The following is a 15940-nucleotide window of genomic DNA, read 5'->3' as shown; positions in this document are numbered from 1 at the left end:
GTCAGGCGCTCCTTTCGGAGGATTTTGCGTCATGATGCGCCGGCGGGTCGGTCCGATACCATCCGGTGACGATCGAGCGCAGTTCGTTGATCGGGCCGGCGGCGACGATCATCAGAATATGGATGATGAAGAAGCCCACGAGCAGCACCATGACGGTGAAATGGATGGTGCGCGCCGTCTGCCGGCCGCCGAGCAGGTCGTTGAGGAACGGCAGCACCGAATTCATGCTTGGCGACATTGCGAGCCCGGTGAGGATCATCAGCGGCAACAGCACGAACAGCACGCCGCCATAGGCCATTTTCTGCAGCGTGTTGTATTCGCGCGTGTGGTGGAACTTCAGCCTGGCGTGATTGACGATATCTTGCGGCAGGCGCCTGAGATCGTCCAGGCGAGGGGCGAGGTCACGTCTGATGTGGCCGTTGACCAGGCTGGCGACCAGCCACACAAGCAGCGTCGTCGTCAGCACCCAGGCGAAGAAGAAATGCACGACGCGTGCCGTGCCGAGGTCGTAGTATGATGGGATCGTCGCCCAGGACGGGAAGGCGCGGGGCGTCTCTTGTCCTGCCGGCCCAGACCAGCCGAGCACGCCGGTGGTGTCGAAGCGGTATCCGAGGATTTCGGTATAGCCGCGCGGCCCGGCATTCGTGTTCTCGGCGCCGATAGCGAAGACGGTGTTGTTGTAGTCGAAGCCGGACTGCTTGCCGAGATAGAGCTGCGGACGGGCGTTGAAGATCTGGAGGCCGGAAAGCAGCATGAAGAACAGCGAGATGGCCCACAGCCAGTGCGTCAGCCGCGTCCAGGCCGATTGCCGGTAGATCAATGTCGTGGCCTTCGTAGCGTCACTGTCCGCGCTGGCGGCGGGTTGGTTCATGGCAACCGATTCCATCTGGTCTCGCTTCCTGGCCGTTCCATCCGGCGCGGCCGCTGTCTGCATCATTCTCCTCCTGATACGTCGCCAGCCAAGCCGATGTTTCATCGATCACGAAAATATCAGATCGAAGCTCAAGGGCCGCCCAGGCTGACGGCGAGATTGACGGCGGCGGCGACGATGACCGTGTTGAAGAAGAACGACAGGATCGAATGAACAAGCACGACGCGGCGCATGTGGGTTGTCAAGATGTTGGTGTCGGCGGTCTGCGCCGTCATGCCGATGACCGTCGAGAAGTACAGAAAATCCCAGCCTTCCGGCCGTTTGTCGCCGGGGAACAGCAAGCCGCCGACCGGGATTTTCTTCTTGGTTCCGGCATCGACCAGGTCGCCGTCCATCCAGTACACATGCGCATAGTGCAATGCCGCCATGGCGTGGATGGTGAACCAGCCGAGGGGAATCGATAGCAGCGCGAAGCCGAGCTCCATCGCGTTCGAACTGCCTTTCTGGTTGATCAACTGGAACAGTGCTGTGATGGCAACGCCGACGACGACCAGCGTGACGGCGAAGATGACCAGCACAGGCTGGTCGGTGTCACGCGCATTCTTGCTGAGATAGATGCCGGTGAATTTGGGCATCTGCGCGACAACCAGCGTGACATAGGCGGCAAAAAAGGCGTTGGCGCCGAACGAATAAGCGAGCGGCGCGTGAAGCAGCAACGCCAGCAGAAGCGCAAAGACGCCGACACAAGCCGACACCGCGAACAGCATGTGCCGGTGCATGGGCGTCCTGGACGGGATTTCGGCGGCCATGATGGTTCCGATGGCGCTGGGCTTCTACTGCGGTGTGGCGGATTTTAGAGCGCGCCGCAAGATGCGGTCGAGTTCGCCGAGAAACCGCGAGCGGTCTTGCGGTGCGAAGCTGGCATTGTAGCCCTTGCTTTCACCGGTCTCGCGCAGATGCTGCTTCAAGTCGCGCATCGCCACCGCCATGCCGATCGTTTCCGGCGTGAAGGGACGTCCGGTCGGCCCCAATACATGGGCCCCGAGCGCCACCGTGCGTGCGGCCAGTGGAATGTCCGCGGTCACCACGATGTCGTTGGGTTTTGCATTTTCCACGATCCAGTCGTCGGCGGCGTCGGCACCCTTGGACACGACGACATTGCGGATCATTGGGTCGCGGGAGGGGCGCAGGCCGCCATTGGAAACATAGGTGACGACGACGCCGTGGCGCTCGGCAACTTTTTCGACTTCGGCTTTGACCGGGCAAGCGTCTGCGTCGACGAGGATGGCGGGTGCGGGCATTGTCTCTCCAAATGAGCATGGGGCCGGCAACCCGTCCGGCCCCATGCCTCAAATCTCATGGTCGTCAGGCCGGAAGCGCTCCCGACCTCTTGGCGGTCCAGGTGGCGATATAGTCCATCAGGCCGGGGTTGAGGCAGTCATAAGGTTCGAGGCCGATCGATTTCAGTTGGCCGCGAATGCCGTCCATGCGGCTCGGGTCGACACCGGATTCGATGATCGAAGAAACAAAGGCGGTAAAGCCCGGCGGCGACCAGCCATCCTCCTCGAAGCGCTCGGGATGGATGAAGGACAAGCCCTTGAACGGATGGTCGCGCTCGACGGGTCCATGCATGTGGACGCCGCAGCCGGTGCAGGCATGGCGCTGGATCAACGCGCTCGGGTCCACCACCTTCAGCTTGTCGCCGTTCTCGGCGACGGTGACGTCGCCGGTGCCGGCTACGGCCACCACCGAGAACACCGCCCCTTCGGGCTTCCAGCATTTGGTGCAGCCGCAGGCGTGGTTGTGGGCGATCTGGCCCTTGACCTTCACCTTGACCGGATTGCTGGTACAGGCGCAGACCAGCGTGCCGCCGATAAAGCTCGCACTCTCCCTGGGCAGACCATTGTCGATTTTCGGATGCAGTTTTTCCGCCATGCTTTTCTCCTCCCATTTTTGACCACAGAGGTCGCGGGCCCGTTGCCTGCGGCGTGTGGCCGCCCTCAGTAAACCACGACACTCCTGATCGACTTGCCCTCGTGCATGAGGTCGAAACCCTTGTTGATGTCCTCGAGCTTCAGCGTGTGGGTGATCATCGGGTCGATCTCGATCTTGCCGTCCATGTACCAGTCGACGATCCTGGGCACGTCGGTGCGGCCGCGCGCGCCGCCGAAGGCGGTGCCCATCCAGGTCCGCCCGGTGACCAGCTGGAAGGGCCGCGTCGAGATCTCCTGGCCGGCGCCGGCCACGCCGATGACCACCGACTTGCCCCAGCCGCGATGCGAAGCCTCCAGCGCCTGGCGCATCACCTTGGTGTTGCCGGTGCAGTCGAACGTGTAGTCGGCGCCGCCGATCTGGTCGGCGCCGCGCTTGGTCATGTTGACGAGATGGGGAACGATGTCGCCGTCGATCTCCTTCGGATTGACGAAATGCGTCATGCCGAAGCGCTCGCCCCAGGCTCGTCTGTCGTTGTTGAGATCGACGCCGATGATCATGTCGGCGCCGGCAAGTTTTAGGCCCTGGATGACGTTCAGCCCGATGCCGCCGAGGCCGAAGACCACCGCGGTCGCGCCTTGCTCGACCTTGGCGGTGTTGATGACCGCGCCCACGCCGGTGGTCACCCCGCAGCCGATGTAGCAGATCTTGTCGAAGGGCGCGTCGGGATTGACTTTGGCAACGGCGATCTCCGGCAGCACGGTGAAGTTGGAGAAGGTCGAGCAGCCCATATAGTGAAACAGTTTTTCGCCCCCGATCGAGAAGCGCGAGGTGCCGTCCGGCATCAGCCCTTGCCCCTGCGTGGCGCGGATGGCGGTGCACAGATTGGTCTTGCGCGACAAACACGACGGGCACTGGCGGCATTCGGGCGTATAGAGCGGGATCACATGGTCGCCCTTTTTGACCGAGGTGACGCCCTTGCCGATATCGACCACCACGCCGGCGCCCTCATGGCCGAGGATCGCCGGGAACAGGCCCTCGGGATCGGCACCCGACAGCGTGAACTCGTCGGTGTGGCAGATGCCGGTCGCCTTGATCTCGACCAGCACCTCGCCCTCGCGCGGGCCGTCGAGGTCGACCTCCATGATCTCAAGCGGCTTTCCGGCAGCAACGGCAACAGCGGCGCGGGTTTTCATCTGGCAATCCTCCAACGCGATTTTGCGCTCAGGCTTTCAGGTTTTGCCCTGCTCATCAACCGCCAGATGAGACGAAATATCGGCTTTCTTGACGCAGGTAGCATACCCTTGACCGCAAGCGTTCGCGCCACGCACACGGTACTTGAGAGATGGCGACATAATCCATAGAACTGGACCGTCCGCCGGAGGGAATTTGCCCGCATGTTCACCAAAATCCTGATCGCCAACCGTGGCGAGATCGCCTGCCGCGTCATCAAGACCGCGAGCAGGATGGGCATCGCCACGGTCGCTGTCTATTCAGACGCCGATCGCGATGCCGTGCATGTCGAGATGGCCGACGAGGCGGTGCATATCGGACCGTCGCCAGCCGCGCAGAGCTATCTCGTGCCCGAGAAAATCATCGCGGCGTGCAAGGCGACCGGCGCTCAGGCCGTGCATCCCGGCTATGGCTTCCTGTCCGAGCGCGCGTCCTTCTGCGAGGCGCTGGAGAAGGAGGGCATCGTCTTCATCGGGCCGAAGCCGAAGGCCATCAGGGCGATGGGCGACAAGATCGAATCGAAGAAATTCGCCAACGCCGCCAATGTTTCGACGGTTCCCGGCTGGCTCGGCGTCATCGAGAACGCCGACCACGCGGAGAAGATCGCCGGAGAGATCGGCTATCCCGTGATGATCAAGGCCTCGGCCGGTGGCGGCGGCAAGGGCATGCGCATCGCCTGGAACCAGGCCGAGGTGCGCGACGGCTTCGACCGGGCGCGCTCGGAGGCCAACAGCTCGTTCGGCGACGACCGCGTGTTCATCGAGAAGTTCATCGTCGATCCACGCCACATCGAGATCCAGGTGCTGGCCGACGCGCATGGCAACGCACTCTATCTCGGCGAGCGCGAATGCTCGATCCAGCGCCGCAACCAGAAGGTGGCCGAGGAGGCGCCATCGCCTTTCCTCGATGCCAGGACGCGCAAGGCCATGGGCGAGCAGTCGGTGGCGCTGGCCAGGGCCGTCGACTACCAGAGCGCCGGCACGGTGGAATTCATCGTCGACGCTGAGAAAAACTTCTATTTCCTTGAAATGAATACACGATTGCAGGTCGAGCATCCGGTGACGGAGCTTGTCACCGGTGTCGATCTGGTCGAGCAGATGATCCGTGTGGCCGCCGGCGAGAAGCTCGCCTTGAAGCAAAGCGACGTGAAACTGAATGGCTGGGCGGTGGAGAGCCGGCTCTATGCCGAGGATCCGTATCGCAACTTCCTGCCGTCGATCGGCCGCCTGACGCGCTATCGACCGCCACAGGAAGGGCAAGTCGGCGACGTCGTCATCCGCAACGACACCGGCGTCACCGAGGGATCGGAGATTTCGATGTTCTACGACCCGATGATTGCCAAGCTGTGCACCTGGGCGCCGACCCGGCTGGAGGCAATCGACGCGATGTCCGAAGCGCTGGACAGTTTTGTCGTCGACGGCATCGAGCACAACATCCCTTTTCTGGCGGCGCTCATGCAGCATCCGCGCTGGCGGGAAGGGCGGATTTCGACCGGATTCATCGCGGAGGAATATCCCGACGGCTTTGCGCCGATCCTGCCCGATCATGACGACAAGGCCGTGTTGGCGGCGGTCGCCACCGTGGTCGAATTGCTGCGCCGCGAGCGGCTCGACCGGCTGGGCGGGCGCTTGGCGCCGCATTCGGGGGCACTCAAGCGTGACTGGGTGGTGAAGATCGGCAAGGACTATCTGTCCGCTTCCATCCTGGAGGGCATGATCTCCATTCCGATGGAAGTCGACTTGTCCATCGAGGGCGGCAAGCCGCTGACGGTTTCGTCGGCCTGGCGGCCGGGCGAACTGGTCTGGCGCGGCAGCGTCGGCGGGCACGAAATGGTGGCGCAACTGCGCCCGGCGCCAAACGGCCTTCGCATCGCCTGGAAAGGGCTTTCGGTGACGGCGCGCGCCATGCTGCCGCGCATTGCCGCCCTAGAAAGGCTGATGCCGGAAAAGCTGGCGCCCGACACCTCCAACCTGCTGCTTTGCCCCATGCCCGGCCTGGTCGTGTCGATCACCGTCGCCGAAGGCCAGGAGGTCAAAGCCGGCGAGACTCTGGCCGTCGTCGAGGCGATGAAGATGGAGAACGTGCTGCGCGCCGAGCGCGATCTCGTGGTGGCGAAACTCAACGTCAAGCCGGGCGACAGCCTGGCCGTCGACGCGGTGATCATGGAATTCGCCTGAAGCGGAGGCGGAAGCCTGTGGCCGATGTTCGTTTGTGCTGGACTGGCATAGCCCGGTGCCGGACAATACATCTTGATCGACTCAAGTCCTTCGGAAAACGCGAAAAAACATGGCGGATGACAGACTTCCACGCGACCCCTTGCTGCGCGAAGCGGCCGTGAAGGCGGCGGCGCCCGAAGCGCCGGCGCGTCCTTTCGTGCATCTTCGCGTGCATTCGGCCTATTCGCTGCTGGAAGGCGCGCTCCAGCTTGGCAAGATCATCGGCCATGCGGTCAAGGATGAGTGCCCGGCTATCGCGGTCACCGACACCAACAATCTGTTCGGCGCGCTCGAATTCGCGCAGAAGGCGGTGAAGGACGGCATCCAGCCGATCATCGGCTGCCAGATCGCGCTCGCCTTTTCCGGCGAGAATGTCGACGGCCAGCGCGACCGCCGGCGGCAGGGGCCCGAGATGCGGTCAGTCGTGCTTATCGCGGCGACCGAGGCCGGCTATTCCAATCTGGTCAGGCTGGTGAGCCGCGTCTATCTGGAGACGCCGCCCGGCGAGGCGGTGCATCTGACCAGCGAGATGTTGGAGGGCCAGGCCGACGGGCTGATCTGCCTCAGCGGCGGTCCCCGCGGCCCTATCGGCGCGGCTCTGAAGGAGGATCGACGCGATCTCGCGGAGACCCGGCTGTCGACCCTGAAAGCCCTGTTCGGCGATCGGCTCTATGTCGAACTGGAACGAGTTTCCGGTTACGACCGGCTGATAGAACATTCCACGATCGATCTCGCCTATGCCCACGAATTACCGCTCGTCGCCACCAACGAGGCGTTCTTCTCCTCGCGCGACGATTATGACGCGCATGATGCGCTGATCGCCATAGCGGAGGGCTCGGTCGTCGCCGTGGACAATCGCCGCCGGCTTTCACCGGATAACTTCCTGCGTAGCCAGGCTGAGATGGCAGCGTTGTTCGCCGATCTGCCGGAAGCGATCGACAACACGGTCGAGATCGCGTTGCGCTGCTCCTACTATCCGAAAACCCGCAGCCCGATCCTGCCGCGCTTTACCGGCGGCGACGCGTCGGACAAGGACGCAGCCGAGAAGGCCGAGGCCGCCGAACTTGCCCGCCAGGCGCGTGAAGGGCTGGAGGCCCGGCTTGCCGCGCACGGACCGACGCCGGGCTATACGGTCGAGCAATACCGCGAGAGGCTCGAGTTCGAGCTCGGCATCATCGAGAAGATGAAATTCCCAGGCTACTTCCTGATCGTTGCCGACTTCATCAAATGGGCCAAGTCGCAAGGCATTCCAGTCGGGCCGGGGCGCGGCTCGGGTGCGGGCTCGCTGGTCGCCTATTCCACCACCATCACCGACATCGATCCGCTGCGTTTCTCGCTGCTGTTCGAGCGCTTCCTCAATCCGGACCGCGTGTCGATGCCCGATTTCGACATCGACTTCTGCCAGGACCGCCGCGAAGAGGTGATCCGCTATGTCCAGCAGAAATATGGACGCGACCAGGTCGGCCAGATCATCACCTTTGGAACGCTGCAAGCCCGCGCCGTGCTGCGCGACGTCGGTCGCGTGCTGCAAATGCCTTACGGCCAGGTCGACAAGCTGTCCAAGATGGTGCCGCAGAACCCGGCCAATCCGGTAAAACTGGCGGACGCCATCGCCAACGAGCCGCGTTTTGCCGAGGAGGCCGAAAAGGAGCCGATCGTCCAGACGCTGCTCGACATGGCACAGAAGCTGGAAGGGCTTTATCGCCATGCGTCGACGCACGCCGCCGGCATCGTCATCGGCGACCGGCCGCTGTCGGAGCTGGTGCCGATGTACCGCGATCCTCGTTCGGACATGCCGGTCACCCAGTTCAACATGAAATATGTCGAGCAGGCCGGGCTGGTGAAGTTCGACTTTCTCGGCCTGAAGACGCTGACGGTGCTGGAGACGGCGGTGAAGCTGATACGCCGCCGCGGCATCGACATCGATCTTGCGACGATACCGCTCGACGACCCCGAGACCTACGCCATGCTGTCGCGCGGCGAAGTGGTCGGCGTGTTCCAGGTGGAAAGTGCCGGCATGCGCAAGGCGCTGATCGGCATGCGGCCCGACTGCATCGAGGACATCATCGCGCTGGTGGCGCTGTACCGGCCGGGGCCGATGGAGAACATCCCGACCTACAACGCCAGGAAGCACGGCGAGGAGGAGATGGCGTCGATCCATCCCAAGATCGACCATCTGGTGAAGGAGACGCAAGGCGTCATCGTCTACCAGGAACAGGTGATGCAGATCGCGCAGGAATTGTCCGGCTATTCGCTGGGCGAAGCCGATCTTTGCGCCGCGCCATGGGCAAGAAGATCCGCGCCGAGATGGACAAGCAGCGTGAGCGCTTCGTCTCGGGCGCGGTCGAGCGCGGCGTGGCCAAGCCGCAGGCCGACTTCATCTTCGACCTGCTAGCCAAGTTCGCCGACTACGGTTTCAACAAATCGCACGCGGCCGCATACGCCGTCGTCTCGTACCAGACCGCCTATCTCAAGGCGCATTATCCGGTCGAGTTCCTGGCGGCGTCGATGACGCTCGACATGGGAAACACCGACAAGCTCGCGGATTTCCGCCAGGATGCGCTGCGCCTCGGCATCGAGGTGGTGGCACCGTCGGTGATATCAAGCTTTCGTCCCTTCGAGGTCGGCGAGAACCGCATCTACTATTCGATGGCCGCGCTCAAGGGAGTCGGCGACGCGGCGGTGGAGCATATCGTCGCCATGCGCGGCGAGAAGCCGTTCAAGAGCCTGGCCGATTTCTGCGAGAGGGTCGATCCGAAAATCGTCGGCAAGCGCGTCTTCGAAAGCCTGATCATGGCCGGAGCGCTAGACTGTTTCGGCCATGACCGCGCCGCGATGATGGCTGGCGTCGAGCGGATGATGGGGCTGGCGTCACTGGCGCAGCAGAACGCCGTCTCAGGCCAGGCCGACATTTTCGGCGCGTCTCTAGGGGCACAGTCGCAGGCGCTCAACTTGCCCGTGACCGAACCGTGGCTCGCCGCCGACCGCCTGCACCGCGAATTCCAGGTGGTCGGTTTCTATCTCTCCGCCCATCCGCTGGACGAGTACAAGGCGGCGCTGCAGAAGATGCGGGTGCAGAACTGGGCGGAGTTTTCGGCCGCGGTCAAGCGCGGTGCCACCGCAGGGCGCCTCGCCGGCACCGTGACCACCAAGCAGGAGCGCAAGACGCGGACCGGCAACAAGATGGGCGTGGTGCAGTTCTCGGACACGTCCGGCCAGTATGAGGCGGTGCTGTTTTCCGAAGGATTGGCGCAGTATCGCGACATGCTGGAGCCGGGCCGCTCCGTGGTCATCACCGTGGCGGCGGAGGACAGGCCGGAGGGCGTCAACCTGCGCATCCAGACAGTGCAGTCGCTTGAGGACGAGGCCAGCCGCATCCAGAAGGCACTGCGCATCTTCGTCAGAAACGATGCGCCTGCCTCGATCATTCAATCGCAGCTTACCCAGCGTGGTGAAAGTCAGGTGAGCATCATCGTTATCAAGGAAGAAGCGCAGGGCGAGGTGGAGATTGCCCTGCAGGGGGCTACCGCGTCTCGCCGCAAATCGCCTCGGCGATGCGCGCCGTGCCAGGCGTGGTCGAAGTGGAGCTGGTGTGATCGCCCCTTCCGGGGACTGGTGGCAATCCGCCGGGCGGCGTCCGCCGCTCAAGTCACCGCAATTGCCATGAAGACGAAAGACAGCGACGGATTGCAGGACCGTTCCACAATGGCGTGGCTGCGCGACACGCTGCGCAAGCTCTACCACGGCCGCACGCCGGCGGCTTTTCGGTTTCAGCTGGTTGCGGTCATCATCGACCTGGCCATCATTGCCTTCTTCATCGCCACGCCCGTCATCCAGCAGTCGGCCTCATTCCTGTGGCTCGACTATGCGGTGGCGGCTCTGGTCGCCGCCGACCTGGTTGCCAGGCTGCTTGCCTCGAACGACATGCTGCGGCTGATGAAGCAGCCGACCTCCTGGGTGGACATTTTCATCCTTTTGACGCTGCTGATGCCGACGGCGCTCGCCAATCTCGGCTTTCTGCGCATTCTGCGGCTGTGGTCGCTGTCGCGCAGCGGTTCGCTCTGGCGGCATTTCGAGATGCAGGGCCTGCGGCCCTGGCGCGAAGCGAGCCACGCGGTGATCAATCTCTTGACGTTCCTCTTCGTGATCACCGGTTTCGTCTACACTTTCTTCTTCCGCAGCGGAGCGGGGCTGGAAAGCTACATCGACGCGCTTTACTTCACCGTCGCGACGGTGACCACGACCGGGTTCGGCGACATCGTGCTGCCGGGAATGGCGGGGAAACTGACGGCGATCGTGACCATGATCATCGGCATATCGCTGTTCGTCAGGCTGGCGCAGGCGATCTTCCGACCGGCCAAGGTGTTCTTTCCCTGTCCGCAATGCGGCCTGCAACGGCACGAGCCGGACGCCGTTCACTGCAAGGCCTGCGGCCACCTCCTCAACATACCCGACAGCGGTGATTGAGGGGCGATTGAGGCGCGCTATGATGCCGCCGCTTGCGCCGGCTTTGGCTGCCGGCGCTGCAGGTTGAGCATATTGCCCATCAGGATCAGCAATGCCCCGCCTGCGGTGAAGGCGTCGATCTGCTCCTGGTAGAGCAGCCAGCCGATCAATGCCGACAGCGGCACGCGCAGGAAATCCATCGGCGAAATGACGGTGGCATCGGCGTAGCTCAGCGCCCAGGCCATGCAGAAATGCGACGACATGCCGGTGAAGGCGATCAGCAGAATCCACGGCCACAGCTCGAGCGACGGGTTGCGCCATTCGTAGAGCGCCGGGACCAGGCCGAGCACCGACTGGATGATCAACATCCAGAAGATGATTCGCACAACGCTGTCGGTCCGCGTCAGCGACTTGACCAGGACCAGCGAGATGCCGAAGCACATTGCCGCGCCCAGCACGACCAGATGTCCCGGATCGACCGAGCCGACGCCTGGGCGCACGATGATCACGACACCGATCAGCCCGAGCGCCACGGCGCCGAGCTTCGGCCGGGTGAGCCTTTCGCCGAGAAAGGTGACCGCAAGGATCGCCGTCCAGATCGGCGTCGTGAATTCGATCGAGATCAGCACCGCCAAAGGGATCAGCGTCAGGGCGTAGAGCCACGCCGCCTGGCCGGTATAGTGAACCACGTTGCGCGTGACATGGGCGAGGGGGCGCCCAGTGCGCATGGCGGCAAAGCCGCCATTTTGCATGACCAGCGGCAGCAGGATGAAAAAGCCGATCATCGAGCGCAGCTCCAGCACCTGGAAAACGTTGAGCTCGGCCGTGGTGGCGCGGCCCGCGACCGACATCGCCAGGAACGAGGCGATCGACAGCGCCATCCAGAACGCGGCCTTGGGGATGGAAGGGGTGGGTGCCATTTCCGCTATGTCGCAGGCCGTGGCTTTTGCCGCAACCGCTAGCAGCCGCATTCTTCTGGGCCAGCCGGATGTTGCAAAACAGTCATGTTGAAGGCGGAACCTGGCACGGCAGGGGGCGTTGAGTTCCGAATATCGGAAGTGCTTCGCAGGTGCCTTTCAATGTCGATAGGAGAATTTCGATGAGATCATTTGCGCAATTTGCGCTTGCTGGCTGCCTGTTGGTCACGGCAGGCGCGGCACATGCCGACGAGTCCAGATTTCTCCAGTCGTTCAAGGGCAATTTCACCGGCAAGGGCATTGTCAAGGTGACTACCGACGCGCCGACGGTGAATGTGTCCTGCACGTTCAGGTCAAACGCGACGTCGACCTCATTGTCGCTCGATGGCAATTGCCGAGGGCTTATCGTGGTGACGCGCGCCATCAGCGCGGACCTGAGGACTGCCGGAGCGAAATATAGCGGCACTTATGTCGGGTCTCGTACCGGGCCTGCGCAATTGAACGGCACCCGTTCGGGCAACGCGATCAATCTCGGCATCCGCTGGGCCAAGGAGGTCAATGGTGACCGAAAGGCGCAGATGAAGGTCGAGAAACGAGGCGAGAACGGCATGCGGCTGACGGTGATCGACACTGATCCGAAAACCGGCAAGAGCATGGTGACAAGCAGGATCGATCTGCAGCGCACCTAAATCTCGACAGCTGATATCCATTATCAGTCTTCCAGCGGCTCTGGCGGGTGGGTGTCGCGGCCTTTGCCGAACGTATAGCCGGTTTCCACCGCCTTGCGGCCGAACTTGTCGCGCAGCGCGTCGATGGCGCCTTCGGCCATGGCCCGCTTGCGCGACTGGATATCGACCAGATCGGGCGGATCGGCCTTGTCATCGGCGGAAAGATCGCTGACGCCGATGCCGAGCAGCCGGTATTTGGTGCCGTCGGTTTCCTTGCGCAGCAGCTCGACCCCGGTCGAAAAGATACGGTCGGCGAGCCGGGTCGGGTCGCCGAGCTGGCGGTTGCGGGTGCGGATCTTGAAATCCTGCGTCTTCAGCTTGAGCACCACCGTGCGCCCGGCGATGCCGGATTTCTTCAGCCGCGCCGAGACCTTTTCCGAAAGGCCCCGCAGCACCGAGACCAGCTCGTCCAGCGAAGCGATATCGGTGTCGAAAGTGGTTTCGGCCGATACGCTCTTGGCGTCCTGGTCGGGATCGACGCGGCGGACGTCCTCGCCGCGCGAGAGCCGGTAAAGCCGGTCGCCCATCACGCCATAGCGGCGCATGAGGTCGCCACGGTCCATCTTCTGGAGCTGGCCGATGGTGCGGATGCCGTCCTGTTCGAGCGTGGCGTTGAATGCCTTGCCGACCCCCCAGATCATGCTCACCGGCTGTGCGGCGAGGAAACCCACGGCTTCCGCTTCGCCGATGACCGAGAAGCCGCGCGGTTTGCGGAAATCCGACGCCACCTTAGCCAGGAACTTGCAGTAGGACAGACCTGACGAAACGGTGATGCCGATCTCCTTCTCGACGGCCAGCGCGAAACGGGCCAGCACCACCGCCGGCGGCAGGCCGTGCAGCCGTTCGGTTCCGGCAAGGTCGAGAAACGCCTCGTCGATCGAGAGCGGCTCGACCAGCGGCGTCAGCGCCTGCATCATGGCGCGCACCTCGCGCCCGACGACCACGTATTTTTCCATATTGGGCGGGATAACCACCGCTTCGGGGCAAGCCTCGAGCGCCTTGAACATGGGCATGGCGGAACGCACACCCCTTATCCGGGCGATGTAGCAGGCGGTGGAGACGACGCCGCGCTTGCCGCCGCCGATGATCAGCGGCTTGTCCTTCAGCGCCGGGTTGTCGCGTTTTTCGATTGCCGCATAGAAAGCGTCGCAGTCGATATGGGCCAGATGCAGCCGGTACAGCTCGGGATGACGGGCAAGCCTGGGGCTGCCGCATCGCTCGCAGCGCCTGGCGTCGCCGCGCTGAAAGGCCAGGCAGTCGCGGCAGAAACCGTGATCAGGATTATTGACAGGAGCCGCCATCGCTGCGAACATAAAGAGAACAAACACAATGGTACGACAGTGCAAGGCTAGCGACAAGCTTGGCCTGGGGAGAACGCATGAGCACGACCATAGTGCCGCTGGCGCCTGAGCTCTGGCCTGAATTCGAAGATCTCTTCGGCAAGCAGGGCGCCTGCTACGGCTGCTGGTGCACGCATTTCCGGCTGGCGCCGGCGGCTCGTCGCGAAAGCAGCCGCGAACGCAACAAAGACCACATCAGGGCGCGCATCGAAGCAGGCCCGCCACCGGGCATGCTGGCGTTCGAGGACGGCAAGGCAGTCGGCTGGATGCAGATCGGGCCGCGCGCCGACGTGCCCGAGTGGAACAACCGGGGCCGGGGCTCGGCTCCGGTCGATCCCGCGGACGCATCGGATCCGAGCGTCTGGGCAATTTCCTGTTTCTTCATCCGCGCCAAGGCACGGGGCCGGGGCATCAGCCATCGCCTGGTCGAAGGCGGCATCGAGTTCGCCCGCAGGAACGGCGCGCGAATGGTGGAAGCCTGCCCGATAGACCTGTCGAAGGATTCACGCTCCATCGGGCTGTTCGTGGGCTCGTCGCGCGTGTTCGAGAAGGCCGGGTTCGAGCGGCTCCTGGAACGCAAGGCGGGCCGGCCGTTGATGCGGCTGGTGCTGGAGCCGAGCGCCTGAACTTCGCCGTCTTGCAGTTGTGACGGTCTTTCCCTACCAGAAGTAGGAGACAATTTTGCCTTTTCGACCAAACGGAGAATTCTACGTGAACCGGATGTTGCCAATCGCCTTTACCGCGCTTCTGCTCAGCGCGCCCGCTTTCGGCCAGAGCGTCGACAGCCAGGGTGCGAAGCAGCTATCCGAGAACCTGTCCCGCTATGTCGGCAAACAGGCCCTCGACAAGGGCATCCTGAAGGTCTCGGTCGAAGGCGGCGCCTACAAGATCATGTTCGATTTCAAGGCGCTCGCCGGCACCTTGCCCGACCAGAAGCTGTTGAAATTCGACTTTGCGCCCTACGCCCTGCTGGTCAAGCCGCGCAGCGACGGGACCTGGGATGTCTCGATGGATCTTTCGCACAGCGCCTCCTTCGAGTTCAACGGGCCGCAGGGGCTGCAGAGCACGCAATTTTCTATCAAGGACGGCAAGGGTTCCGGTGTCTACGACCCCAATCTGGCGGCCTTTACCAGCGGCACCAGTTCGATGGCGGGCATGACGATGGTGTCGCAAGATGCCAAGCAGCACATGGAAGTCAGCGCCGACGGCGGCACCGCGACCATGGCCGCCACCAAGGCTGCCAATGGCGGGATCGATTTCGCGTTGTCGCAAAAAGTGTCGAACTTTGTCGAGACGATCAAATTCGACGATCCCGAAAGCGGACTGAAATTCCCGGTCACCGTCAAATCACCGGAACTGTCGGTGGATGCCAAAGGCAAAGGCGTGCAGACCAAGCCGCTGCTCGATCTCGTGGCATTTGCCGTCGCCAATGAGAACGAAGCCTCGCCGAAAGCCAACCAGGCGCAGCTCAAATCGCTTCTGCTCGCCGCGCTTCCGGTGTGGGAGCGCATCGACGGGACATACGGGTTCAAGGATTTCGCGGTCGAGAGCCCGGTCGGCACGTTCGGCGCGGCGCAGCTCAGCACCGCCTTCGGAATGGATGGCGTCGCCCAGAGCGGTACGATCGGCTACGGGATCAAGGCGTCGGGGTTGACCGTGCCGCAGCAGCTTCTGCCGAGCTGGAGCATGGCGCTGCTGCCGACCGATATCGACCTGAACTTCGGCGGCGCCAACATCGATCTCGACAGCATGGCGAAGAAGGCAATCGAAGCCTTTGATCTTAACAAGAACCCGCCGCTGTCGGCCGAATTCGGAGAGCAGCTCAAAACCGATTTCATGGCCAAGACGCCGAAGGTGGTCATTGGCCATAGCACCATCAAGAACAAGGATACCGAAATCGCCTTGGAAGGCGAAATGACGTTTCCTGGCGAGAAGCCGGAAGCCAATGTGACGGTGGACGTCGCCGGCTTCGACAAGATCGTCGAAGGCCTGCAGGAAGCGGCGAAATCGGAACCGGAGGTGGCGCAGTACGTGCCTGTGGCCCTGATGGTGAAAGGGTTCGGCAAGACCTTGACGGACGGCCGCATGGAATGGGTCGTCAACGCTAAGCCGGACGGTTCGGTCATTGTCAATGGCGTCATGCTGAAGCCGGCCGATCCTGCCGAGGACGACAGCATTGACGATGGCGGCGACGAGACGGACCAGGCGGATCCGACACCGTAGCCACTCGGCTCACCAAAGCGCGTCGCCTTCGAAC

13 protein-coding genes are annotated in these 15940 nt (G+C 63.0%); 6 read left to right on the top strand and 7 right to left on the bottom strand.

From position 1 onward, the window contains the following. Nucleotide 1 precedes the first annotated feature (1 nt). From ACIU1A_RS12355 to ACIU1A_RS12335, 5 genes are all read right to left on the bottom strand, one after another. Nucleotides 2–886: a cytochrome b/b6 domain-containing protein gene (locus ACIU1A_RS12355; RefSeq protein WP_224705260.1), complete on the bottom strand. Its 885-nt coding sequence runs from the start codon at nt 884–886 to the stop codon at nt 2–4. A 116-nt stretch (nt 887–1002) separates the two neighbouring features. Beyond that, nucleotides 1003–1680 (bottom strand): DUF1345 domain-containing protein, encoded by a 678-nt coding sequence (locus tag ACIU1A_RS12350; protein WP_404927404.1) that lies wholly within the window; start codon nt 1678–1680, stop codon nt 1003–1005. A 24-nt stretch (nt 1681–1704) separates the two neighbouring features. After that, nucleotides 1705–2172 (bottom strand): YaiI/YqxD family protein, encoded by a 468-nt coding sequence (locus ACIU1A_RS12345; protein WP_140495857.1) that lies wholly within the window; start codon nt 2170–2172, stop codon nt 1705–1707. Between the two features lie 64 nt (nt 2173–2236). Continuing rightward, entirely contained in the window at nt 2237–2806 is a 570-nt protein-coding gene (gfa, locus tag ACIU1A_RS12340; RefSeq protein ID WP_404927403.1) for an S-(hydroxymethyl)glutathione synthase, read from the bottom strand. Between the two features lie 65 nt (nt 2807–2871). Then, a complete protein-coding gene (locus tag ACIU1A_RS12335) occupies nt 2872–3999 on the bottom strand; it encodes an S-(hydroxymethyl)glutathione dehydrogenase/class III alcohol dehydrogenase (RefSeq protein ID WP_404927402.1) in 1128 nt (375 codons plus the stop codon). 201 nt (nt 4000–4200) lie between these two features. Between ACIU1A_RS12335 and ACIU1A_RS12330 the strand changes: the two genes are divergently transcribed. The 3 genes from ACIU1A_RS12330 to ACIU1A_RS12320 all read left to right on the top strand — a co-directional run bounded on the left by ACIU1A_RS12330 (nt 4201) and on the right by ACIU1A_RS12320 (nt 10719). Continuing rightward, nucleotides 4201–6213, top strand: coding sequence for an acetyl-CoA carboxylase biotin carboxylase subunit (locus ACIU1A_RS12330; RefSeq protein ID WP_404927401.1), 2013 nt, complete (start codon nt 4201–4203; stop codon nt 6211–6213). 109 nt (nt 6214–6322) lie between these two features. Then, nucleotides 6323–8647: a DNA polymerase III subunit alpha gene (gene dnaE / locus ACIU1A_RS12325; protein WP_404927400.1), complete on the top strand. Its 2325-nt coding sequence runs from the start codon at nt 6323–6325 to the stop codon at nt 8645–8647. Next, nucleotides 8536–10719, top strand: a complete 2184-nt coding sequence (locus ACIU1A_RS12320; protein WP_404927399.1) for an ion channel — start codon at nt 8536–8538, stop codon at nt 10717–10719. The genes dnaE and ACIU1A_RS12320 overlap by 112 nt, the downstream gene beginning before the upstream one ends. A gap of 17 nt (nt 10720–10736) precedes the next feature. On the opposite strand, the gene ACIU1A_RS12315 is transcribed toward ACIU1A_RS12320, so the two are convergent. Next, complete coding sequence (locus tag ACIU1A_RS12315; protein ID WP_404927398.1) at nt 10737–11618, bottom strand: DMT family transporter; 882 nt, start codon at nt 11616–11618, stop codon at nt 10737–10739. Nucleotides 11619–11797: 179 nt separating this feature from the next. On the opposite strand from ACIU1A_RS12315, the gene ACIU1A_RS12310 reads away from it, so the two are divergent. Then, on the top strand, nt 11798–12304 hold the full coding sequence (locus ACIU1A_RS12310) for a hypothetical protein (protein WP_140501529.1): 507 nt from the start codon (nt 11798–11800) through the stop codon (nt 12302–12304). Between the two features lie 23 nt (nt 12305–12327). Here ACIU1A_RS12310 and ACIU1A_RS12305 read toward each other — a convergent pair whose 3' ends face one another. After that, nucleotides 12328–13656, bottom strand: coding sequence for a DNA polymerase IV (locus ACIU1A_RS12305; RefSeq protein WP_140818793.1), 1329 nt, complete (start codon nt 13654–13656; stop codon nt 12328–12330). A gap of 65 nt (nt 13657–13721) precedes the next feature. Here ACIU1A_RS12305 and ACIU1A_RS12300 point away from each other — a divergent pair, with 65 nt between their 5' ends. Next, complete coding sequence (locus ACIU1A_RS12300) at nt 13722–14309, top strand: GNAT family N-acetyltransferase (RefSeq protein WP_404927397.1); 588 nt, start codon at nt 13722–13724, stop codon at nt 14307–14309. A gap of 94 nt (nt 14310–14403) precedes the next feature. Next, nucleotides 14404–15906, top strand: coding sequence for a hypothetical protein (locus tag ACIU1A_RS12295; RefSeq protein ID WP_404927906.1), 1503 nt, complete (start codon nt 14404–14406; stop codon nt 15904–15906). The last annotated feature ends 34 nt before the right edge of the window (nt 15907–15940 follow it).

Source organism: Mesorhizobium maamorense, from assembly GCF_044998965.1.
Classification (GTDB): domain Bacteria; phylum Pseudomonadota; class Alphaproteobacteria; order Rhizobiales; family Rhizobiaceae; genus Mesorhizobium.
Note: the sequence above shows the minus strand (reverse complement) of the source record. Positions and strands in the feature narration are given on the sequence as shown.